At 64.2% G+C, this 20,715-nt stretch carries 14 protein-coding genes; 3 read left to right on the forward strand and 11 right to left on the reverse strand.

Annotation, left to right across the window (positions count from 1 at the left end; translation table 11 throughout):
• Positions 1-90: 90 nt before the first annotated feature.
• Both ada and ACVBD7_RS26205 read right to left on the reverse strand, forming a co-directional pair.
• Positions 91-1,164, reverse strand: coding sequence for a bifunctional DNA-binding transcriptional regulator/O6-methylguanine-DNA methyltransferase Ada (gene ada / locus ACVBD7_RS26200; protein WP_458098453.1), 1,074 nt, complete (start codon positions 1,162-1,164; stop codon positions 91-93).
• A 224-nt stretch (positions 1,165-1,388) separates the two neighbouring features.
• Positions 1,389-2,084: a flavin reductase family protein gene (locus tag ACVBD7_RS26205; protein ID WP_458098454.1), complete on the reverse strand. Its 696-nt coding sequence runs from the start codon at positions 2,082-2,084 to the stop codon at positions 1,389-1,391.
• Positions 2,085-2,289: 205 nt separating this feature from the next.
• On the opposite strand from ACVBD7_RS26205, the gene ACVBD7_RS26210 reads away from it, so the two are divergent.
• The gene (locus ACVBD7_RS26210; RefSeq protein WP_458098455.1) at positions 2,290-2,643 is read left to right on the forward strand and encodes a GNAT family N-acetyltransferase; all 354 of its coding nucleotides are present in this window, start codon (positions 2,290-2,292) and stop codon (positions 2,641-2,643) included.
• A 571-nt stretch (positions 2,644-3,214) separates the two neighbouring features.
• On the opposite strand, the gene ACVBD7_RS26215 is transcribed toward ACVBD7_RS26210, so the two are convergent.
• The 4 genes from ACVBD7_RS26215 to ACVBD7_RS26230 all read right to left on the reverse strand — a co-directional run bounded on the left by ACVBD7_RS26215 (position 3,215) and on the right by ACVBD7_RS26230 (position 10,113).
• Complete coding sequence (locus ACVBD7_RS26215; RefSeq protein ID WP_458098456.1) at positions 3,215-5,044, reverse strand: AAA family ATPase; 1,830 nt, start codon at positions 5,042-5,044, stop codon at positions 3,215-3,217.
• Positions 5,045-5,046: 2 nt separating this feature from the next.
• Positions 5,047-5,544, reverse strand: a complete 498-nt coding sequence (locus ACVBD7_RS26220; RefSeq protein ID WP_458098457.1) for an ABC-three component system middle component 2 — start codon at positions 5,542-5,544, stop codon at positions 5,047-5,049.
• Position 5,545: 1 nt separating this feature from the next.
• Positions 5,546-6,544, reverse strand: a complete 999-nt coding sequence (locus tag ACVBD7_RS26225) for an ABC-three component system protein (protein WP_458098458.1) — start codon at positions 6,542-6,544, stop codon at positions 5,546-5,548.
• A 386-nt stretch (positions 6,545-6,930) separates the two neighbouring features.
• Positions 6,931-10,113, reverse strand: a complete 3,183-nt coding sequence (locus ACVBD7_RS26230; protein WP_458098459.1) for a MobA/MobL family protein — start codon at positions 10,111-10,113, stop codon at positions 6,931-6,933.
• Between the two features lie 3,054 nt (positions 10,114-13,167).
• Here ACVBD7_RS26230 and ACVBD7_RS26235 point away from each other — a divergent pair.
• Both ACVBD7_RS26235 and ACVBD7_RS26240 read left to right on the forward strand, forming a co-directional pair.
• Complete coding sequence (locus ACVBD7_RS26235; RefSeq protein WP_458098460.1) at positions 13,168-14,034, forward strand: hypothetical protein; 867 nt, start codon at positions 13,168-13,170, stop codon at positions 14,032-14,034.
• A gap of 197 nt (positions 14,035-14,231) precedes the next feature.
• Complete coding sequence (locus ACVBD7_RS26240) at positions 14,232-14,765, forward strand: hypothetical protein (RefSeq protein ID WP_458098461.1); 534 nt, start codon at positions 14,232-14,234, stop codon at positions 14,763-14,765.
• A gap of 700 nt (positions 14,766-15,465) precedes the next feature.
• Here ACVBD7_RS26240 and ACVBD7_RS26245 read toward each other — a convergent pair.
• The 5 genes from ACVBD7_RS26245 to ACVBD7_RS26265 form a co-directional block, all read right to left on the reverse strand.
• Positions 15,466-16,485, reverse strand: coding sequence for an MBL fold metallo-hydrolase (locus tag ACVBD7_RS26245; protein WP_458098462.1), 1,020 nt, complete (start codon positions 16,483-16,485; stop codon positions 15,466-15,468).
• Complete coding sequence (locus ACVBD7_RS26250; RefSeq protein WP_458098463.1) at positions 16,482-18,002, reverse strand: AMP-binding protein; 1,521 nt, start codon at positions 18,000-18,002, stop codon at positions 16,482-16,484. The genes ACVBD7_RS26245 and ACVBD7_RS26250 overlap by 4 nt, the downstream gene beginning before the upstream one ends.
• Positions 17,999-19,015, reverse strand: a complete 1,017-nt coding sequence (locus ACVBD7_RS26255) for an NAD(P)H-dependent flavin oxidoreductase (RefSeq protein WP_458098464.1) — start codon at positions 19,013-19,015, stop codon at positions 17,999-18,001. The genes ACVBD7_RS26250 and ACVBD7_RS26255 overlap by 4 nt, the downstream gene beginning before the upstream one ends.
• An 11-nt stretch (positions 19,016-19,026) precedes the next feature.
• Positions 19,027-19,842 carry an SDR family NAD(P)-dependent oxidoreductase gene (locus ACVBD7_RS26260; RefSeq protein WP_458098465.1) on the reverse strand — a complete coding sequence of 272 codons (816 nt, stop codon included), beginning with the start codon at positions 19,840-19,842 and terminating at the stop codon, positions 19,027-19,029.
• Positions 19,843-19,911: 69 nt separating this feature from the next.
• Complete coding sequence (locus tag ACVBD7_RS26265) at positions 19,912-20,712, reverse strand: enoyl-CoA hydratase/isomerase family protein (protein WP_458098466.1); 801 nt, start codon at positions 20,710-20,712, stop codon at positions 19,912-19,914.
• Between the last annotated feature and the right edge of the window lie 3 nt (positions 20,713-20,715).

Consider the following 20,715-nt stretch of genomic DNA (forward strand, 5'->3'; position numbering starts at 1 on the left):
CCATCTCTCATGGACGGAAGATAGATGGCAGTGCCCTCATCGACGCTCCGGCTCTTGCTCTCAAATCGAAAGAAGCGCCGGAGCAGGAGATCATGCCGACGCACGCTCGCGATCGAGAATCGCGCGCTTGCGTTCGACACCCCAAGCGTAGCCGGAGAGGGCACCGTCGTTCCGTACGACGCGATGGCACGGGATAGCGACCGCCAGCTTGTTGGAAGCACATGCGCCCGCAACCGCGCGTGTCGCGCTCGGCGCGCCGATTTGCTCGGCGACATCGGTGTAGGACAAGGTCTGCCCGACCGGAATGTCGCGCAGCGCCTGCCATACACGCTGCTGGAATGCAGTGCCACGCACATCGAGCGGAAGGTCGAGCCCGACCTGCGGCGCCTCGACGAAGCCGACGACCTTCGCGACGATCGCCTCGTAATCGGCATCAGCGCCGATCAACGTCGCGTTCGGGAAGCGATCCTGGAGGTCGCGCGCCAGCGCTTCGGGATCGTCGCCGAGGAGGATAGCGGCCACTCCCTTGGTGCTTGATGCGACCAGGATGGAGCCGAACGTCGTTTCGCCGATGGCGAAGCGGATCTCCTCTTTCACCCCACCCTTGCGGAAGTTCGATGGGGTCATTCCGAGCATGGCGTTGGATGCTTCGTAGAAGCGGCCACTAGAATTGAAGCCGGCATCGTAAATTGCTTCGGTGATGCTGTTCTCGCCGCCTAACGCTTCGCGCACGCGCTTCGCGCGATGGGCGGCTGCATAGCCCTTGGGCGTGAGACCGGTGTGCGCCTTGAAGATGCGGTGAAAATATCCAGGGCTGAGCGCAAGTGCTTCGGCGAGATCAGCCAACGACGGTGCCACCTCACTCGTCTCGATAATCCGGCAAGCTTTGGTGACGATCTCGGCGTTCACGACCTCAGCAGCCGGCCCATCGGGCCTGCACCGCTGACAGGCCCTGAAGCCGGTCTTCTGCGCGCTCTCGAGAGTGCCGTGGATGGTGACGTTCTTCGGGTTGCAGCCGCGCGAGGCGCAGGACGGCCGGCAGTAAACACCTGTCGTGCTGACTGTGTACCAGAATTCGCCGTCAGCGGTCTTGTCGCGGGCGACGATACGCGCCCAGCGCGGATCCGCGAGAGTTGCGGCAGCCTGTTTGTCTTGACTGTTCATCGGGTCGTTCCCCTGCATCTTGACCCTGAGGGTATCCCGGCAAGTGGCTTGCAGCACTCCGGCTCTTGCTTTCGAAACGAGATATCGCGCCTCTGGCCTGTTGTGCGGCTGGCCGTTTCGGATAGCGCACAACGAAATTGGTCGAAGCCGTGCCTAAACCGGCATGGCTTCGACCTATTCTCACGCCGGCCTATGGAAAAGGATTGAGGATACTTGCGGTCTGCTCAGTGAGCCGGTTCGAGAGCTTCATGGCGGGCCCGATCCACGTCGGGCATGCGATAATCCGTTTCGGCGATCTCTGCGAGGCGGGACGGCACGACCTCGATGTTCGAGACGCCATAGAGCTTCTGAAAGTTCATGATCAGCGGCTGCCACTTGGCGGGGTCGATCCGGTTTAGGTGTCCATCCATCAGCAGACTGGGATGTACGTGAACGCGGGTGATCCGCACTTCAAAGGCCGAGATCAGACCCGCGACCTCGGGGTCGTCTTCCATGAGACCGTGACGCGCCGCGACCACTGCCTCCAACTGAATAGGGCACTCCAGCGCACGCGGAGCAGCCACGGTCTGCGATGGGATGGGGGTCAAGCCAGCCGCCTCGAATTTATTCGGCTCGTAGGAATAGCCCAGCTTCTGCTTGAGCGCCGGTATCTCCCTGGTGCCCGTCAGCCGTGCCAGCCTGTCCACCGCATCTGCCTGCTTGGCAGACGTCAGATTAAGGACGCATTGCCCGGTGCGGATCATGTTCTGCGGTGTCTTCGACGCGGTCTGGAGACCAAGCATGCACCGCCATCCCAGCCACCACGCGGACGACATCGGTGCCAGGTTGGCGGTACCATCCTCGTTCTGCGTGCTGATCAGTACCACCGGGGTTCCGAGATAAAGGATCGACGGCTCGATCGTGACGTGGGTATCGGCCATGAGTGGCTCCGTAGTTTCAATTACGGGCCACTTATGGATGTGTGCATGCTCCGGGGAACTCCGCTTCGTGCGCTGGAATCGAGATGCATCCGATTGATGGTCCGCTCAGGAGGGTGAAGCGGACGTACCCGCAGTAGCCTTCTACAGGCGCTTCCCACCCAAAGCGGCTGTTCGCGACGGGGTGGACGCTAGCTGTGATCCTGCCATGACCGCCCTCGTCATCCGGCCCGCAGACCACGCCGACGTGCCGTGCCTCTTGGACCTTTACGTTCACCTCAATCCGGACGATGCGCGCTGCCCGACCAAGAATGCCGTCGCCGTTCTCGATGACCTGCTAAATTACGAGGGCAGTGTCATCCTCGTGGGGATGATCGGAGACACGTTGGTCACGACCTGTACGCTCGTCGTGATCCCAAACCTGACCCGCGGCGGCAGGCCCTACGCGCTAGTAGAGAACGTTGTAACCCACGCCGATCACAGGGGAGCGGGGTTCGGGCGAGCGGTTCTCTCCGCGGCGTCGAGCGCGCCTGGGAAGCCGGATGTTACAAAGTCATGCTGATGACCGGCTCAAAGAAGGCGTCCACGCTGGCGTTCTACGAGGCGGCGGGCTTCGAGCAATCCAAGACGGGCTTTCAAGTCAGGCGGGCAGCGGTCCGACCTGAGTAGGGGCACTCGTTCGCCCACCAACCGACCCGGCGCTGGCCCAGCCAGGCTGCCTGCGCCGGCTTCCAACCCTTCCACGACATTGGTGCGCCTTGACGCTAAGTCGGACATGAACGTGGAAGCAGACATTGCGTCACCACGGGTACAAGCGGCTGCTTCGCGCCCCATCTCGGACGCTAGATCGAGCTAACTTGCCTGCCAAAAGCGGCAACTCGCGATCCCCAACCTTGCCAAGGTTGGAGACAATGGTTCGAGTCCCTTAGCCCGTTCTAATTTGCTCCAAGGGGAAACGGCCCTCACGACAAGGCCACCGCGAGGCGGCCTCTTCGCCTTTGCGCTGGACACCTTTGAGACGCTACCGATTTGGATGAGGTAAAGCTGAGCGTGTGTTGACCTCTTGGACGGGCAACACAGCTACAAGGCGATGCGCATGCTAGGTTCGACGGACAGATTATCCAGCGCCAAACTCATGACGGGAAAAGACCCGCCCGGCCCTGACCGGGCCGTCCCGTGAAATGAGTGCAGCGCGGCTGGGACGAAAGCCAGTCCGGCACGTCCACGTTGTCGAGCACGATCAACTGGTATTCGTCGGACAACTGAGCGAAGGCCTCGAACGCCCGGTCCTTCAGCTGCGTATTCTTAATGGCAACGTCCTCGAGGCTGTCCGGGTCCTTATAGGTCACGAACACCGAATCGAGGACGAGAAAGCCGGGATGAGCCCGTTTGCGGTCGACGCAGAAGCGCATCAGCCCAATACTGAACGCGCCGTGCAACAGCGCCATAACCCCCTTGCCGTTTGATCCGCGTGCCTTGCCGGCGACGGAGATGTCCATCTGAGTTAGGTCGAAGAACACCCGGCGCGCATTCGGGAATTCCCAAGACTTCAGCTCGGATTCGACCACTTGGGAGAATTCGTCGAGTACGGTCCCGTCAAGGCTTTGCGCCGCGACCATGGTGCTGCTGTCGTACCCTGGGCTGATTCCGAGTTGCGCGCGCTGCTGGTTTAGTCGGTCGAGGCGGCGCACAAACTCTAGACTTTTCTGGACAGTAAGCTTGCGTGCGATGACCGTGTTCGTCAGCGTGCGGATGGTCTGCACCGAAGGGACCTCGCGCAGTATATCGGCCTGTAGAGCTTCGAGCGCGGGCAGGATTTCGCGGGCTCGGGCGGCCAGTTCCTGCCGCTCATCCGTGAGCCCCTGCTTCGTCAACTTTAATTCTGCAGCCCGTCTGCCGAGCTCGGCCAATTCGGCCTTTGCGGCTGCCACGATCTCGTCAACATTTCCGTCGCAAGCGAATTCAGGCCTGTGGTGCTTTGAGTCCGCACCGCAGGTCGGGCAGGTCTGCCCATCCCCAAGGGCGAAGAGTGTGCCGGCCTCGATGACGGAGGCCAGTCGTTCCTGATCCGACGCATAGTGATCGTTCAGAAGCGTAAAGCGGGCCTGCAGCGTGTCGATCTCGTCGATGCGGTCGCGGATGTTTTCGTGCTCGCGGCGCAGCTGACGGCGCTGCGTGGTCAGCACGCGATAATCCCGCTCCGCCGCTTCCTGAACAGTGAACGAGTCCGCCAATTCGTTGTCCAGCGTCAAATCGAGCTGCCGCAACTCGTCATGATCCTGGTCTGCATCCGCGATCTCGCGCTCGACCTCGCGAATCTGCTGATCGAGCAACTCGAGCTGGGCCGCCTGCCGCAAGGGTCGGCTGGCGTCCGGCTTCGCCATGTCGATCGCCGAATCATCAACGCCGACCAGCAGAAACTTGAACACCGCCGTTTCGGCCGTTTTCGTGGTGTATTGCCCGGTAAGGACCGGCGACGTGTCCTCTTGGATTTTGGTCTCGTTAACGATGGCAAAGCGCTCGAGGTCGCGGTAGCTGAGATCGCGCGTCGCGCCGGCGGCGTTTGTCTGGATGCGCTTGTCGGCCGCGCCGAGCTGCTCGAGGAGAGTCTTCGAAAGCGAGGCCCTGGCACCGTGACGGGCTGAGACCGTAATTCCTTGATCCGCCGTGGGCCGCCCGCGAAGCAGGCCGTCGATAATGCGGATATCGCCGCCCTTCAGGGCACGGACCAGCGTCTTCTCCGTGCCGTCGTTGCAAACCACACCAAGATGGGCGAGGTCGTATTCGGCCTGCTCGGCGATTGGGCGCGGCGGTTTGCTTGCCCCAAGGAGGTAATCGATCATCCGCAGGATGTGCGACTTACCGGTATTCGAGCCGCCATAGATGACATTCAGGCCCGGCAAGAAATCGATGACGGCCGGTTTGCTTTGAGGACCGCTGATGATGAGGAAGCGCAGCTGCACGATCAGGGCGCCTGGCTCTGATCGGACTGAAACTCCGGCTCCCATTCATCCATCCGGCTGCGGACGAGTGCGGCCAGCTCGTCGTCGCCGAGCCGCAGGATGCTTTCGGCGATCCAGTCTGCGCGCTCCTTCAGCGCTTCAGAATAGGGCGTCATCAGCAGGTCGACGAACGATCCAGCGTCGTCCCCTGCTTGGTGACGGAAGCCTTCGGGCGTCGCCGCGCGCGTGATAAGGCCGCGCGTCCCCATCAGGGCCAGCCCCGAAGCGACAAGGCCGCGCCGCACGAGGATCTCCGCCGCACGCGAACGATCCTCGGGGTGCATGCTCTCCGGCCCATCGAAGTCTCCGCTATGGACGATCAGGTGATCGAACACGACGAGCTTATGCAGGCTCAGCGATTCTGGATAGCAGGCGGTCAGGATGACGACCGACCGCAGACCGGTTTCGAACGGCGTGTTAAAGATGCGGGGCCGCCGTCGGGGCGGATGGATATGGCCCATCTTAGACCTTCCACGTAAGCCGGTCGAGGTTCGCCAGCTGATGGCAAACGCCCTGCTTCATCCGGACCTTCGCACGTGGGGAGAGCACGCTCGCTGGCGTCGTCGTTCCCGCGGTCACGAGAGCTGTGGACAATCGGACATGAGCGGACTTCGCCATGGCAATGGCGGGATCGATCGCATCCATAATCTCATCGGCGAAGCTCTCGATGGTCCCAGGTTCGGTCTGATCGCGGTAGGTCGCCATGAACGCCTCCGCATCGTAGAAACGCACGCGCTGTTTTTGTAGATCATCCAGCCATTCGACGTAAGCCGTCAGGTCTCCCGCGCAGCCGATCGGTATGCCGGTCTCCTCGGCATACACATCGAACAGCTTGGTGACATAAACGGTCTCATCCGGCGTGATTTCAACCGGCGCCTGTCCCACGTTCGGCGGCGGTAGCTCGCCGCTGAACCGGGAGGCCCAGTACGCCGTTTTCCGGTGGTCGTCGAGCACTTCCTCCAGCGTCGCGAACGTGAACGATGTGAAGTCGTAGTTGGTCACGTAAGCCGCTAGGTCGCCAATCAGGGTGTGCTGCTCGTTACTAACCACATTCGGCGCGACACGGATGTTCCAGGTCTTGATGACCTCGTCCTGAAAGAGATTCGGATTGAGCAGCATCTTCCGAAGCGCGGTGCTGGGCCCGCGCGGGGCGACGAACGAGCACATCCGGGGCGGCGTGAACTCGCCGCGAAAAGCATGAAAGATGATTTTACCGGCATCCTCGCACGCGGCCGGAACGCCCAGCGTGGTTTCGTAATGCTTGCACTGGAAATTGTCCCACACGCCCTCGCAGGCCTGCGGACTGTATAAACCGATCACATCGCGGCCGAGATCGCCGGGGCCGCCCAGCCGTTTGACCGCGTCATAGCTCTTCAGCCCCTTCTGCCACTCCCGAATGAAAATCTCCCACTCGGTCGAATCGTATGCGCGGACCAGCTTAATGATTGGCGCCAGCAGCACGTCGGTCGGTCCCGCCCCTCACAGTCTTGGTCGAACCCTAGCCGTATCGTGCCGAATGGCACAATCGGGCGTAATGGCTTCCTAGTGTCCGACCCGTCCGAGTTACATTTTCGGGGCGGACTGTCCGCTTCCGGCAGGCGCCTGCCTTGCTGGGTGGAACTGGATGGAGCAGATGCCGCGGCAATGGCCCGACGGCAGCGTGCGTTTCGTCGTGTGGCGGGCACCGACGCGGGCGGGCTGCTCTATGTTCGCTTAAGAGGGTGGAGCAGACATCCGGGCGGCGAGCCTTCTACAGCCGCAAACCACCCAACCTCGCCATTCGCTGTTATTGCGACCATGGCGGCCAGCCGCTCAGCAATGGCCGCTTAATTCGAAACTTCGGCTACCTAAGACCGCGCTGGCGATCCCCGTTCTGATGAATGTTCCTTGGCGTCAGCTTCGGCGATGTCCCGCTCCATCTGCTCGTCCTGCAGGCGCTGTTCGTTCATTGTCTGGAACATCTTCTCCCCGGCAATGACGGACCCCAGAAGCTGGCGGCCGGCAGGGAGGTTTCGACTGCTGAGCAGGTTGGATGCGCGCCGCTCGACCGTGCGGGGGTTGTCGGGCTCAGGCGGAATCCATGCTGTCGCGGCGCTTGTCGCCGCCTTGATTTGGTTGATTTGGGCGCGGTGGGGCTGGGTGAATCCCTGATGAGCGAGAGCTTCAGTCCGGGCGACCGTCCAAGCATGCTCAAGGCGAGTCATGGCCGCTTCGATGTCTTGGGCCGCCTTGGCCGCGGCGGGGTCACGGTCCCGAAGCTTTCGGTAGGCTTTGGCCCCCTCCGGGGCGATGGCGACCTCGGGGGTGCCTCTTTCCTTTGCCAGTTGCGCCACGCGTCCGCGGATAGCGGGGAGGGTTTCCGCCAGGGCGTCGGCCGTCCTGGTGACGGCGCGGGCGGCGGCCCGAAGGTGGCGGACAGCCCCGTCCAGTCCGATCTTGCGAGCAATCTCGGGCCCGCGCTTGGCCGCTGTCGTGATGGTGACCGCCTCGGTGATGACCTCAAGGCCGGCCTGAAGTGACGCCCGATCATAGGGATCCTGGGGCGTCTGTAGGGCGATGCGCGTGTGGCGGCCGTTGAGGCGGAGGGCCTCTGGTGGCTTGGCCATCAGGCTAACCCTGATAGCGGCGCGCTCCTGGTTGTCTGCGTCTGGGCGGACACGGATGGCTTTGCTGGTGTCGTGGGTGGCGAGCCGTTCGGCGATCCGCTTCGCCCGATCCTCGACCGCCCTGGCGGTCTCCTGTCGGGATGCTCCCCTGGCGAGAGAAGTGTTGTTCTGGGCAGGCACAACGGCTGTCGCCGCATTGCCGCGGGTTGCGCCGGTATCGCCGGCAGTTCCGGACCCGGCCGGGAATCCGGCCGCGCCGCCGGTCTCGGTCGCGACGGGAGGTTGCGGCACGGACGGAACGTCTTGCGCGACCGAAGGAGTGGTTGAAGGGATAGTTCCCACGACGGGGGCCGGGCCGGACGGGGCAAGCTGTGGCTCGGCCGCGACCGGGGTAGAAGCTTCCTTCCCGCGGGGCATAATCGGTGCCGCCGGGTCGATCGCGATATGCGGCGCGGGAGCCTCGGCGACCGGCACAGAGGAATTGGCTGCCGGCTCATCTTTCGCCGCGGGGACGAACGTGGAGGGCATGGCTGTCATTTCGGCGGGAGCCCGCACTTGGACCAGGGGCTGCACCGGGGTCGCCGATGTCTTGGCGGGGGGTTTTTCTTTTGGTGGTGCCGGGCCACCAGCGGCGTGCTCGGCCAGGGCCTCTGGGTCCATCCTAGACATGAGGAGGGCGGCAAGGCCTGCAGGGGCCGATGTGATGGCCACCGCGGGGGTCGGCTCGATCGGCTGTTCGTCCGGCAGGGCTGACCGCAGGTCGAGGATTTCGCGGAGGCGGTCCGCCAGGATGATGCGCGCCGGTTCTGGCTTGGGCGCTTCGATCCGCTCATTGATCGCTTGAGCGACCTGCCGTGCGGTTTCTGCCTCGACTTCCCAGTGGGCTACTCGATCGGGGCGTCCGGCTTTTCTAGCGGCCTCTGCCTCCATCTCCGCCCATTGCTCGCGGCGCGCGATCGTCTGGCGGGCTGCTTCGGCGGCAGCGTCATCGATGTCGACACCGGCGGTCAGCATGTTTCGGAGAGCGCGTTCTGTGTTTGCCTGGCCGGCGGCCGTCATGAACCCCTGGGCTTCGAGGGCGGCCGCTTTGGTGCCGAGGTGCTTCGAGGCTTCTGCCTCGATTCCGAGGTCCTTGTAGCCACCAGGGTGGTATCGCTTTTGGTGGCCTTCTTCTTCCAGGACCTCGTTGCAAGCCCGGCACCACGCGTCCTTGATGGAGATCACCCAGTCCTTGTCATCCACCTTAGCTGTGAGGACCGGCTCTTTGGCTGTGATGGTCCTCATGTTCGCCTCGGGTGAGGCGAGGAAGGTGTCGACTTCCGCGACTGCGGCCGCCCATTTCGGGGCTTTGCGGTTCCGGGGATCCTTCTGGATTTGATCCTCGAACCGCCTCTTGCGGCTTCCAGGGGCCTCTTGGCCCCAGGGGTAGTCGCGCCGTGACTTGTTGTTTGGTCCCCCCCGGTCTTCCGGGCGGCGCGTTGCGCGCCCTTCGGCGATGTCCTTGGCTTCAGCCAGGTCAGCCCTGGCCTTGGCGATGATGGACGGATCGGAAAACTCTTCGGCCGCGGCATTCAACATGCCGAGCCTGCTATTGGGTAGCGCCTTCCCCCAGAGGTAGGGAGGACCTGACGATGCGGGCGTCGCGACCGCCACCTCGATGTTGGCCTTTATCTTTGCCAGCTCGTTCGGATCGCTGAGGAACGCGATCCGTTCCTCCATGCGCTTGATCCTTTTGCTCGGCTTTTCCGTGCCCCATGGGTATTCGCCCGCGACGAGGGGTTCTGGACCTGCGGGACTGTTTGGCCGAGAGGTGGTTGTGAAGTTCCACCCATCGTCGGTTAGCCTTCCTGGGCGGGCATAGTACAGAATGTGGGTATGGAAATTCCGCGGGTCATTGTGGGCATCGGGCCGATGCGTGACCGCCCAGTATGGCAGGCCCCTCTTCTCCAACTCGGCCTCGGTGAAGATCTTGACGATCTTCAGCCGGCCGGCTGGCGATACCTCGTGAGGCAGCTCGGCGATGATGCCGTACTGGGTTCGAGCATTCTTCTTTTCGAGGTCGTCGGCCGTTAACCAGAATTGCCGACGTTCTTCCGCAGTCTGACCGAGCGTTCCGAAGGAGGCCCTGGCAGGGTCGAATGAGTTTGCATCGGCATCGATGAACTTGTCGGCGGACTGGGCGAGGTCTGCCTTTTCCAGATCTTTGATGTCGAGAGTCTCGGCGGCGCCGTCTCTCTCGATATAGGTCTGGCGCTTACGGAGACCGTTCGTGGCCCGACCGTCTCGCTTGAACGAAACATGCCTGAAGTGGATGGGCGTTTTATTGCCAGCCGACTGCCGTCTCGAGCGCAGAGCGCGGAGGGAGAGGTTCGGTGCGGCGGCGCGGGCGACCGACGCTTTCGGTTTTCGGCCACGTTTCGCCATGTCGGGATCATAGGGCGCTGCCGAGCCCGGCGGTGGCGATCTCCCACGGCTTTGTGCCTCAAAATGAGGGGTGGGGTGATCCGGTCGTGACGAAGGGGCGCACTGAGCGCCCCTTCGTCACGACCGGATGGGTGGTGCCGCTAGAAGCGGACATTCCCTCGTTTGATCTGCCGGAGGGAGGTTGTCTTTCTCCGCTCATCGGGCGGCATCTTTTTTGAGTGCGGCATGCTGCCGTCCCGGCATGGGTAACATGGCGGGAGGTTGCGGTCCCGTTCTTCGGTCGGTTCGGACGATCCGGTTAGATCCGTCCCGCCGGTGGCGGAGTTTCCTTTTTGTAGCGACGGCGGGGAACCCTGGAAGGCGGGCATTGCCGGCCGAGGGGCCCCGCCTCCGCCTCTTTGCCGATCCGCAACATGCTGATCGGCACACGCCCGTCGGAGGCGGGCGGCGTGACGCTTGTCGAGCCGACATCGTCGGGGAGACGCGCAACGCGCTCCGGTTGTGCGGTGGACCCGCACGCCGGAGCCGGGATCGGGCCAACGGGCCGATCCCGGGAGCCACGGACTGAGCAGCGCGAGGGTAGGGGCGAAGCCGTGCGGAGCCTTCATCGGAGGTGAAGCGCGGTCGTGGGACATGTCCGTCTTCGACGGGCTGACCCATGGGCCTCCCCCGGCCGGAGGGGGCGAGGAAGGGTGGCGTAGCCGCCCGACCTCAACCAGCAAACTCGGGGGAAATCGGTCGGAGACCTATTTCCCCCGAGTTTGCGGTATTGCGCCGGAATTCTCCCCCTCCTTTTGACCCTGCTCCTGGGGCGAATGGGGGAGGGGGGACATTCCGCTTTCTCGGCTTCCCGAGCTGGCCTCCTGGTCGGCCGGGGAGCCCTTGGGAGGGGCTCCTGGAGTGGTCTGGTGAGCCGTGTTAGGGGGTCGTCCAGAGCGCGGAGGGAGGTTCTCCTTCGAGCCCTAAGGATCGTTCAGCCCGTCGCCAGAAGGACGGGTGGTGCGAAGGTCTCCTGACCGATGCGGCACCCCTCCTTGGCACGGGTTTTCGCCTCTGGCGTGTGGGTCCTGGTGGACTTGGCCACGGAAGGACCTGGATGAGGCCGCGCTCTGCTGCGGCTGATGTCCCTTTCTCTTGGGGGTTCCGGCGCTTCGCTAGTAAGCCGCAAAGTCCATATTTTGTTGGGCCTTTTGCCCAGTTGAGTGGGCCCGGAAAGCGGGTCCCACTTCACCTTCTTTCCTGTCCTTGGCTAGACGGCCGGTCTCCGCCCGGTCGGAAGCTCTGGTTCCATTCCCCTCATGGCGGGGAGGGAGCCTTCTCGGGGCGTCCTTCCCTGCCTGGCCGTGATCCAGCCCTGGGGCTGGGCCGGCTTCTACCGACGAACCATGAACAATGTCGTTGGCTGGGCCCTCCGCGTTTGGGAGTGCCGGGTATCGGACCATGAACAATCTTGTCCGCAGTTTGAGTTGCCCTTCAGCGCATCCTGAGGAAGCCGTGAGGTCCAGCCCTGAGACACCATGAACAATGTTGTGTATAGACCGTCGGGTACCCGCCCTTGGCGGGCGTGGCAGGCGGAGACCTGCTTCCTCTCCTCGTGGCTGGCATCGCTGGCCCGGGAAGGGAGGGTTTTGGATCTTCTAATTTCGGTCTGGTAGAAGTCGGGTTGCGGCCGACGAGGTGGCCAAGGCTGGATCCTGGAGGACTGATTCCGGGGATCGGCCACGCCTCAGCCCTATGGCCGCTCAGGAATCTAAACAGCCATCCAGCAACTTAGGAAGATTATGACGGGATCCGGGTCTCTGAACCGTTGCTCTTTCGGCTCAGCGCGGCTTGGAAGACGTGCTCCGCTACCCTGATCAACTTCGTTTAGCGCAAACAACACTTACGCCCGCGCACCAGATCTAAGTAGCACTACGGCGGTAAGCTTACCATACGCGGGGTGAGCTTTGCGTGTCGGCGGAGAGCTTTAATGCTGAATGGTAAGCTTCCCATGCGGCAGGTGCGCTTGCTGCGTGGTTCCACTTGCGCTGCACCGATGAATCCGCGTCGAGGGACTGGAGCATTCCCACCAGGAGTCGGATCACCGCTGTAACATCCAGGTAAGCCAAGCCACATAGGGAAGCTTACCGCCAATCCAGTACGATGAAGTCCTCCGTCACCGGTAGCTTGTCCCATTCTGTTCCGAGCCTCCGCACTATGCATGTCGCCAGTTCACCGCACGGCGATGTAGTGCGGATGCGTAACCACCCCGTCGGGCCGCCTCGTTCCTGACGGACCTCAGCGTCCAGTGTGCTCAATGGGATCGGGTGAGGCATACCCATCGAAAAGCTGACGCTGACCTGGTAACCTTACCGACCGCATTATAAGTTTACCGGACTGACTGAGGAACAGAGTGGTGCCAGGCAGCCCGATGCGAGCGACAACTGAAGCGGTTCGAGCCGCTGTGGAAGGCCTGCGAAGCAAGGGCGTCCGGGTCGAGATCGGCCCGAAAGGAACGTTACAAGGCTCCCGTCTACTCCGAAGTGTAGTTGGAGGGGAGCGACGGCGTATTTGGGCCGAGGTTGTGCTTCTCGGGCTGGAAGAGAACTCGCGGTCAGTCTCTCCGGAGCATGTGACCATGGCCAGGGAGATACTTGGGAAAGGCGGTCCGAAAGCACCCCACCGGCCATCTACTAGGTCGGGTAGCACGGGCGAACCACAGGCGCTGCCGGCGCTGTTCGCTGCCATCGAGGGCCTTAGCCAGTCGGTCGAGGGTCTGCGGCGCGATTTTCTGGGCTTGATCACCGAACTGCAAAATGGGCGTGCATCTCGGACTCGAACAAGGTACATAGATCCGGCCACTGAAGTGGCTGGTCCTCATCTGGAGGCGGCAGTGCCGCCAACAGATGAAGGTCAACATTGGCAGAAGCCGCCGGATCGTGACAGCCCTTCGTCGGGCGAGATCGACCTGTCGGCTCTGCCCCGACCGGTCAAGGTCTTCGGCGGGGAGCGGTGATCCGGGGGATGCCGCAACCCGAGTAGCCCCTAAAACAGGGGACGAGGACTATTATGGCTATGCTCCCAGCTGAGAACGGGTCAGCTCCCGTCATCGTTGCAGGCCTTCCAGCTCGCAACGCCCATGCCTCACACTATCAGCGAGATCGCGGCCTGATCGTCGCCGCGCTCGGCCGTGGCCATGGCGGCAAGACCTATCTAGGGCGTCTCCTGGTTGAGTTCGCACTTCGCGAAGGGAAAGCGGTGTTCCCAGCGGATGGCGACATCATCAATCAGGGGCTGTCACGTTATCCAGGGCTGGGAGACGCGATGAAGCCCGAAGACGACACGCCTGAAGCGGTCGCGACCTGGCTTGAGGAGGTCGTCGACTACGCGACCACACATCGGGTTAGCGTCTACATGGATTTCGCCGGTGGGGACCAGAGTGTCGATTCCCGTGCAGACGCCATAACGCAACGAGTTTCAGGCCCGGCTATTGGGGAAGACGTCTGGGGATTGCACGCCATCGCTGAATTATCGAGCCGTGTCGACATGACAATGCTGTATTTCCTGGCTGGATACAGCGATGACGAACGCGGTCTCGAGCGTCTGAACGCCACGAGCCTTTCCTCTCTGCCGTTGGTCATTGTCGCAAATGAGGGATTGGCCCCAAAGCTCCGGGGTAAGGCCGACCCGTTTGCAGAAAACTTGGCAAGTCAACCAGTGGTCGCTGCCATAAAGCGCGGAGCCATAGTGCTCCGACTTCCAGCGCTCTCACCCAACACCGCCCGGTTCGTTGAGGAAGGTCGCATGGGTTTCTTCGAGGCAGTCGCCGCTAAACCTGGAAAAGTCGGAAAAGTACTACCCTTATGGGATCGTCAGGAACTCGCAAGGTACTTGCGAAAAGTGGCTTCACAACTAGAACCGATTAAAGGCCTCCTTCCGTGACGCTTACCGCTGGGCCAGCGTTGCCAAGACCGCCCGCGATTTATCCACCGCGGCGGCCTGCCTCAGCTCGGGCACCATCTGCCAAGCTGCTTCCACCTCAGGGCCGACCGGAAGAGGCATTTGCTAGCGAGGTACCAACCGACCTGCTGAAGATCGCGCAGCGCGCTGGTGCGGAGCCTGGCGATCCAACCTGGGGCTTGATCGTCGAGCTGCACACCTTCAGGGATGAGGTGCGGCAAAACGCGGTCCTAATGCGTCGCGTCCCTGATCAGATCAAATCTTTTATAGTGGACTTTCAACGAACGACTGCTTCGACGTCAAAGCAATTTCAAAATGATGCAGCCGCACTGCTGCATTTACTTGAAGACGAACATCTCGTCGCGCGGAACGAAAGACGCGAATTTCTAACTCACTTCGATTCTTTGGTTCGGAATGTCGAGGAGAAAGTTTTTCCGGTTCAGCAATCCTACGAGGAGATACCAATTCGACTGCGTGCAATTTTAGCAGATCATGCCAGTGATCTACGCCGACAATTCGAAGGTGCCGAGGCGGTAACGTCCGCCGTCGCCCAGACAATTGCGCGGCAGGCCGCACTAGACGAACTGAGAACTTGGCGGCAAACGGACCCAGCTTTTCGTCGTGGCACACCTTCTGCCATGCTGCTCGGCTCTGCTATATTAATCCCTGCTTTCCTCATATTTGTTCTGGGGATCTTGGTAGGTCGCATTTAGTGCGCGTGCGAACGCCGCCGATTTCGGATCGGCTAAAATTAGGTAATACAGAACGGTGGCTGACGGGAGTTGGTCTCGCTCTGTCAACACCTTATTGTACCGCGGCTGGGTACGCCAGAAGCTGACCAACCAAGTGTGCACTCGTATTCTAAGATAAGCGACGAATGCTACACCACCAAGTCTTAGACTCGTTCGAATGCATGTAGGACGGAGCTGAAAAGGATTTTTCGCCTGGAACTTGCACCTTGAATCTGGGATCGTGTTGACCTTGAAGAATGCGTTCTGCACCTCAGGATATCTGAGGACTACAGTGTAGGAAGTGCATGTTGGGATGGCATGGCTTGTGCGGAAATTGTCGCTTGAATGACTTTTCACCTGCACGCAACACTTCGTCATTGACAAGGTCCAGCTTCGTTCAGTTGCCTAGTTTTTTACATAAGATGTATTATGCGACATACCGAGAGGCGGTGTTGGGGACCTACGGCGGCTCCGCGGCTTTGGTGGCGCGTCATTGAGGGGCATGGCGAGCGGAGGTTGAATTTCCCACCCATCGCCTGCGCGGAGCGCACCTGCATGACACTCCGCTTTTGACCAGCCTGAGCGGCTTATCCGGCGCGGTCGCTATCGCTGTCGCTTACCATCGACGTCTGGTGCGAAACGGCTACGGACCTGAACTGTGGACATCGGCCTCGCCTCGATTTTACTGTGCCGCGGCTTCGAACTGCCACACGCCCTTCGGCGTCACGCGTCTGACCAACGCGCCCTGATGTGTCAGGTGACTCAGATGCGCCAGGGCCTCCGAGAGCGCGAAGGTGAGTTGCCGGCCGCTGAAGGGCCGCTCGAACATGAGGGCCGCCGCATCCAGCGCGCTGAGCCCCTCCCCCGCTCCAGAGAGAATGCGAGACAGGGCCCTGGCATGGTGGTGAAGCAGCGCGTCAATCCGCTCGTGCAGGTGTCGGAAGGGCTCCCCATGCGAGGGCAGCACCAAGCTGTCTGCCGGGATGGCGCGAAAGAGCGTGAGGTGATCGAGGAACACGCCGAGAGGATCCCCATCGGGCTCGCTGGGATGCAGGCCCACATGCGGCGAAATCCGCGGCAGCACGTGGTCGGCCGAGATCAGGACTCCCGCCCGAGGCTCGTGTAGGCAGGCCATCTCGGGCGAGTGTCCTGCGCCCACCCGCACCAACCAGTCCCGCCCGCCGATCCGGATTGCCTGTCCATCCGCGATCGACTGGAACTGGCGTGGCAAGGGCTCAACCGCATTGTGATAAGTCACGCCCTCTCCGGCTATCTGCCGCAAGTGTTCCGCCGGTGCTCCGGCGCGCCGCTGCAGCTCCACCAGCATGGCCGCCAGCACGGCTTGGTCGTCCAGCAGGAGAAGCCGAGCGCGCTGCCACTCGCTGCGGGGCATGAGAAGCGGCGCTCCCCATTCGGCGCAGGCCCAGCCGGCCAAACCGACGTGGTCGGGGTGGAAATGCGTGACCAGCACGCGCGTCACCGGCCGCCCAGCAAGTGCCGTGGCAAATACCGTCCGCCATAGCGCCCGGGTCGGCTCGTCCCCCCGCCCGGTATCCACCAGCAACCAGCCCGCCCCATCCTCGATCAGCCAGCAATTCACATGGGAGGGCGGGCCGGGAAGCGGCATGCACACCCGCAGCAACCCGGGCGCCACTTCTACGGCCTCCCCGGGCAACGGGCGCGTGGCTGGGGCGGGGTTCATGCCGGCGCGCCGGCATAGGCCTCGCGCAGCCACCGCTTAAAGACCTTGCCCATGCTGTCGCGCGGCATGTCCCCCACCAGCCAAATCCGCCGCGGCACCTTATAGCCCGCAAGCCTCTCGCGCAGATGCGCGCGCAACTCCTCCGCGGTAGGGACTGGGCCGGGTCGGGGCTGCACGGCCGCGACCAGCGCCTCGCCGAACTCGACATCAGGCACGCCGAACACCGCGCAATCCATCACGGCTGGATGCGTGATCAGCGCCGCCTCGATCTCCGCTGGATAGATGTTCACGCCGCCGGAGATGACCATGTCGCGCTTGCGGTCCGTGATGAAGAGAAAGCCCTCCTCGTTCAGCATCCCGACATCGCCGTTGGTGACATGGCCGTCGCGCTCGATGCGCGCCCGCTCCTCCTCCATGTGGTGATAGGTGAAGGGCAGGGCGTTGGGGCCGGAATCGACATACACCTCGCCCACCTGGCCGGGCGGCAGGACGCGGCCCTCCTCGTCCAGGATGCGGATCGAGGTGCCGGGCAGGGCGCGCCCGACGGTGCCGGGGAAGCGCAGCCAGTCCTCCGAGCGGGAAGCGGCGATAAGGCTCACCTCGGTCGAGCCATAGGTCTCGGTCAGGATCGGGCCCCACCAGTCGAGCATGCCGCGCTTCACCTCCGGCGCGCAGGCGGAGCCGCCATGGGTCACGCCCTCGAGCGAGGAGACATCGTAGCGCGCACGCACGGCCTCGGGCAGCTTCAGCAGCCGCACCAGCATGATCGGCACGAGGGCGAGATGGGTCAGCCGGTGCGCCTCCACCGCGCGCAGCAGCGCCTCCGCGTCGAAGCGCGGCATCACCACGATCAGCTCGGCCTGCAGAAGGGCCACGCGCGCGCTGGAGGCCGGGCCGGCATGGTAGAGCGGCCCGACCACGGCCGTGCGCATCCCCGGCCGCGCGCCGCCGACCAGCACGCGGATACGGCGGGCGGAATCATGCTGTTCCGGCGTGCCGGGCAGGCGCCGCACGCCCTTCGCGCGCCCGGTGGTGCCGGAGGTGTAGAGCATCATGCCCAGTGAGGGCGGCGTCGGCGCCGTCCAGGGCTCCTGCGCGTCCCGCCAGGACGGGAAGTCCATCACGCCGGGCGGGACGGGCGGCAGGGAAGCGATGCCATAGGCCTCCACCACCTCGCGCGGTGTCGGCACCGCGATCACGGCGACACCCGGCGGCACCAGCGCCGCGATCCCCGGCAGCAGGTCGGCATGGGCGAGCAGCACCTTGGCGCCGCTATCCGCCAGCACATGCCCGGCCTCGTCGGCGCGGAAGTGCCAGTTGATGGCCACCAGCGCCGCCCCGAGCCGGTCGGCGGCAAGGATCACCTCCAGGTAGGCGGGCTCGTTCCGCATCATCACCGCGACGCGGTCGCCAGCCCCGATGCCGAGCGCCGCGAGCCCCGAGGCGGCACGGGCCGCCCCGTCCCGCAGCGCTGCGCCGTCGATGGCGCGGTCGCCGGACAGGATCACCTGGCTCATGCCGTCGCGGTCTCCTCGGCGCCCAGGCGGTCGAGCCGGCGTCGCGCCGCGACCGCCTCGGCCATGAGCGTGTCGATGATCGCCTCCACCGGCCGCACCGCCTCGGCAAAGACGGCGGCGGGCCCGCAGGACATCATCCCGCGCTCCGTCTCGCCGTCGCGGTACACATGGTCGCGCGACTGCGTGCCGCCGATCAGGTCGGAGAAGGAGTCGTAATCGGTCGCACCCGCCGCCTCGCGCCGCAGCACCTCGCGCGCCGTCTCGTTCTCCAGCACGCGCCAGGACCCCATGGGATGCGCGCCGGCGAAGGTGAGGATGGAGGAATCCTCCCGCGCCTCCACGATGCGCTGCTTGTAGGCCGGATGCGCCCAGATCTCCTCCGAGGCGAGAAGGCGCGAGCCCAGCACCACTCCCTCCGCGCCCGCCGCCAGCGCCGCCAGCATCCCGTCCCCGGTGCCAATGCCGCCGCCGATCATCAGCGGCACGCGCAGCGTCCGCGCCGCCAGCGGTGCCACCACCATGGAGGAGAGCACCGCCGCCCCGGGATGCCCGCCCGCCTCCACGCCGATGAGCGTGATGGCATCCGCCCCCGCCCGCTCGGCATTCAGCGCATGGCGCAGCAGCGGGCATTTGTGCACGGCGATCCCGCCCGCCGCGTGGATGCGGTGGATCAGGTCCCCCGGCGCCCGCCCCACCGTCTCGAAATGCCGCACCCCCGCCCGGAGCGAGAGCTCGAGCCACTCATCGATGTGCAGGTTGTGCCCGGCGACCCGCGAGACGTTGAGGTTCACGCCGAAGGGCAGCCCCTCCGTCAGCTCGCGGGCCCGCACCAGCTCGCGGGCGAAGGCGCCCGGCTCGGGGAAGGAGCGCGGGGTGAGGAAGGCCATGCCGCCGGCGCGCACGACGGCGGCGACATATCTTGCATCCGACAGCCACATCAGCCCACCCGCCAGGATGGGATGGCGGATGCCGAACAACTCCGTGATGCGGGTGCGGAAGACCGGGGGGTGCATGGCCGGGGCGCTCAGGGCATCGCGTAGCCGCCCGATGCCCCGACATGCTGGCCCGTGACGAAGGCCGCGCGGTCGGAGCAGAGGAAGGCGACGACGCCGCTGACATCCTCGGGGCGCGACAGGCGGCCGAGGCCCTTGGCGGAGGGATAGGCGTTCAGCATCTTCGCCAGGCGCTCGTTGGTCTCGGGCGTGGCATCCGCGCTGGTGGCCTGGCCGGGCGCGATGCCCTCATGCGAGACCGCGCCGAGGACGACGACATTGGCGGTGACGCGGTCCCGCCCGTGCTCCTTCGCCAGGGCCTTGGTGAGGCCGATGATGGCGGCCTTGGCGCCGGAATAGGCGGCCAGCCGCGCCTCGCCGATGCGCCCGGCCTCGGAGGCGATGGAGATGATGCGGCCCCATTTCTCGGAGACCATGTCGGGCAGCACGGCGCGGCAGCAATACATGGTGCCGTAGACGTTCAGCTCGACGGTGGAGTGCATCTCACGGTCCGGCGTCTCGATGAAGGTCGGCGGCATGCCGCCCTTGGCCCGGCGCTCCGGCGTGACGCCGGCGTTGTTCACGAGGATGGTGATGGGCCCGAAGGCCTCGCGCCCCCTGGTCGCCATGGCGGCGACGGCCGCGGAATCGGTGATGTCGCCGGCGGCCGACACCGCTTCGCCGCCGGCCGCGCGGATCTCCTGCGCCACCGCCTCGGCGCGTTCGGCGAAGAGGTCGTTGACGACGACCTTCACCCCCTCCGCCGCCAGTTCCTTGCAGATGGCGCGGCCCACGCCCTGGCCGCCGCCGGTGACGAGCGCCACGCGGCCCTTCAGGTTCAGTTCCATGATGTCCCCGCTTGATGGATGGAGAGCGGATTCACGCGCCGGGCCGAAGCGGCCTCCCGCGATCCGGTCTCAGCGCCCGACATAGACGGGCTTGCGCTTCTCGACGAAGGCGCGGAATCCCTCGCGCCGGTCCTCGCTGTCCGTCAGCATGCCGGCGGCGTAGCGTTCGAATTCGAGGCCGGCATCGATGCCGCCCTGCATGCCCGCGTTCACCGCGCGTTTAGCGAAGGCGACGGCGAGCGGAGGCATCTCCGCGATCTTCCGCGCCGTCTCCATCGCGGCGCCGAGCACGTCGCTCCCGACGACCTTGCTGACGAGGCCGATGGCGAGGGCCTTCTCCGCCGTCATGTGCTCGGCGGTGAACATCAGTTCCTTGGCCATGCTGGCGCCGACCAGCCTTGGCAGGGTCTGGGTGCCGCCGGCGCCGGGGATGGCGCCCAGCCGCACCTCGGGCAGGCCGAGCTTCGCGTGGGCGACGGCGTATCGGATGTCCGCGGTCAGCGCCAACTCCATCCCGCCGCCCAGCGCGACGCCGTTGATGGCGGCGATCAGCGGGCGCTCCAACTCCTGCATGCCGCGGATCAGCGAATGGGTCGCCTTCTGCGCCATGAAGTATTCCGGGCCGGTGCGGCGCAGCTCCGCACGTTCCTTGATGTCGGCGCCGGCGCAGAAGGCGCGGTCCCCCGCGCCCGTCAGGATCACGCAGCGCAGCCCCGCATCCGCCTTCGCCAGGGTGAAGAAGGCCGTTGCTAGGTCCTCCTTCATCGTGCCGCCGATGGAGTTCATCCGGTCCGGCCGGTTGAGCGTGACCACCGCCACGCCATCGGCCGACTCATAGATGAGCGTTCCCAGTTCCTCGCGCATCGCCATGCC

The sequence above is a fragment of the Roseomonas sp. WA12 genome, assembly GCF_054165765.1.

Bases quoted from the DNA above. Each gene is read 5' to 3' on its own strand.
- ada (WP_458098453.1), bottom strand. From the start codon at position 1,164: ATGAACAGTCAAGACAAACAGGCTGCCGCAACTCTCGCGGATCCGCGC.
- ACVBD7_RS26205 (WP_458098454.1), bottom strand. From the start codon at position 2,084: ATGGCCGATACCCACGTCACGATCGAGCCGTCGATCCTTTATCTCGGA.
- ACVBD7_RS26210 (WP_458098455.1), top strand. From the start codon at position 2,290: ATGACCGCCCTCGTCATCCGGCCCGCAGACCACGCCGACGTGCCGTGC.
- ACVBD7_RS26220 (WP_458098457.1), bottom strand. From the start codon at position 5,544: ATGGGCCATATCCATCCGCCCCGACGGCGGCCCCGCATCTTTAACACG.
- ACVBD7_RS26230 (WP_458098459.1), bottom strand. From the start codon at position 10,113: ATGGCGAAACGTGGCCGAAAACCGAAAGCGTCGGTCGCCCGCGCCGCC.
- ACVBD7_RS26235 (WP_458098460.1), top strand. From the start codon at position 13,168: ATGCTCCCAGCTGAGAACGGGTCAGCTCCCGTCATCGTTGCAGGCCTT.
- ACVBD7_RS26245 (WP_458098462.1), bottom strand. From the start codon at position 16,485: ATGAACCCCGCCCCAGCCACGCGCCCGTTGCCCGGGGAGGCCGTAGAA.
- ACVBD7_RS26250 (WP_458098463.1), bottom strand. From the start codon at position 18,002: ATGAGCCAGGTGATCCTGTCCGGCGACCGCGCCATCGACGGCGCAGCG.
- ACVBD7_RS26255 (WP_458098464.1), bottom strand. From the start codon at position 19,015: ATGCACCCCCCGGTCTTCCGCACCCGCATCACGGAGTTGTTCGGCATC.
- ACVBD7_RS26260 (WP_458098465.1), bottom strand. From the start codon at position 19,842: ATGGAACTGAACCTGAAGGGCCGCGTGGCGCTCGTCACCGGCGGCGGC.
- ACVBD7_RS26265 (WP_458098466.1), bottom strand. From the start codon at position 20,712: ATGGCGATGCGCGAGGAACTGGGAACGCTCATCTATGAGTCGGCCGAT.